1 protein-coding gene and 2 pseudogenes are annotated in these 1447 nt (G+C 65.8%); 1 reads left to right on the forward strand and 2 read right to left on the reverse strand.

The annotated features are described in order from the left end of the window. Positions 1 to 121: 121 nt before the first annotated feature. Positions 122 to 394, reverse strand: a pseudogene (locus ADK54_RS47465) (transposase); the annotation flags it as partial. Further along, positions 368 to 1165: pseudogene (gene istA, locus ADK54_RS13490) on the reverse strand (IS21 family transposase); the annotation flags it as partial. The pseudogenes ADK54_RS47465 and istA, both read right to left, overlap by 27 nt. Before the next feature lie 43 nt (positions 1166 to 1208). Between istA and ADK54_RS47470 the strand changes: the two are divergent. After that, the coding region (locus tag ADK54_RS47470; RefSeq protein WP_234392045.1) for a hypothetical protein at positions 1209 to 1447 on the forward strand (239 nt) is incomplete at its 3' end.

Here is a 1447-nt window from a genome sequence, read left to right on the forward strand (position 1 = left end):
AACGACCCTGCGCTCTGGCGGCACGAACGCGAGATCATCGAGCAGCAGGAACGCGCCTACGCGGTTCTCGCCGCGCACTGGCAGCCGCCCCGTCCCGAGCGAGCCGATTCAGGCTGAACTCGCGGCGGGTATTGCCGATTTCATCCGTCGTGTAGATGACGCGGCGGATGTCCTGGTCGAAGTCGAGGAACGGGATGAACCGGGCCCAGGCGTTCTCGAACACGCTGATCGTTCCGGGATACTGCCGGCCCCACTCGTCGCGGACGGTTTCGAGGGCCGCGAGGGCCGCGGTCTCGTCGACGGCGGTGTAGACGGGCTTCAGTGCGGCGGCGACCTTCCTGCGGTCGGTATAATCGAGATGGTCGCTCATCTCGGCCTGCAGGGCCCGCTCGATGACCTGCTTGTCCTTCGGCTTCCCGGCCCGGGCCGGGTCGACCAACGCGCCGTAGTGGGAGGCGAGTTCGGCATACGCCTTGTTGATTTTGGGGTCGTAGAGGTCGGGCTTGTCAACGCCGGTGCGCAGGTTGTCCGGCACGAGCCGGCGCGGGACACCGCCGAAGAACGTGAAGGCGGCGACGTGGGCTTCGGTCCAGGCGTGCTGGTCCAGGGTGAGCACCGGGCGGATGAACATGTGCCGGGAGGCGGGCAGCACCATCACGAAGGCCCAGACCCGGTGCCGTTTGCCGGTGCGTGGGTTGGTCCACTGGCCCAGGAAGCCGTAGTCGATCTGGGCCTCCGTGCCGGGCTCGACCTCATCCCGCAAGACGGTGACCTGCGATCTCTTCGTCTCTCCGGGCAGGGTGGCTTCGATCCAGCGGTGGAGCGAGGACCGGGATGCCCGCACTCCGCGGTCGTCGCGGAGCCGCTGGTGGATCGTGGTGACGGTGACGGTTCCGAGCAGGCTGCTGATGTAGTCGCGGTGTTCGTCGAACTGGTCCCAGGTGATCTGCCGCAGTCGCCGGTCAGCGAGCTCCGGGAACCAGCTCTTGATCAGTTTGGCCCAGTCGTCCTCGCTCATGGGCGGGCCGCCCGGGGTGATCCCGGACAGTTCCGCCGGGGCCAGGTACTTCCTGACCGTCTTGCGGTCCACGCCGAGCGACGTGGCCAACTCGCTCTTGGAGCGGCCCGCGTACCAGTGGACGTAGATCTCGATGATGTCGACCACGGTGAATGATCTCCTTGCCATCAGGTGCGTCCATCGACCTCTCGTGCTGCAGGTCGAGGGACATGTGCGTGTTCGTGATGGCCAGGACCCTCAAGCCCAACTTCGTCATCCCCATGGGGAATTCGGCGAAATCGGGATGGACCATTACATGAGACTCAAACCACCCGAGGGTGGGGAAAACCGTGGTTCTGGCCGCGATTCCGTGAATCGCCGGGTCGCCGTGCGACTGCGGGAACGTTTCTTGCGGGGATTGCCCTGTCATGGGGGCTATCGCGATCGAGG

Source organism: Streptomyces sp. WM6378 (assembly GCF_001279695.1).
Taxonomy (GTDB): Bacteria; Actinomycetota; Actinomycetes; order Streptomycetales; family Streptomycetaceae; genus Streptomyces.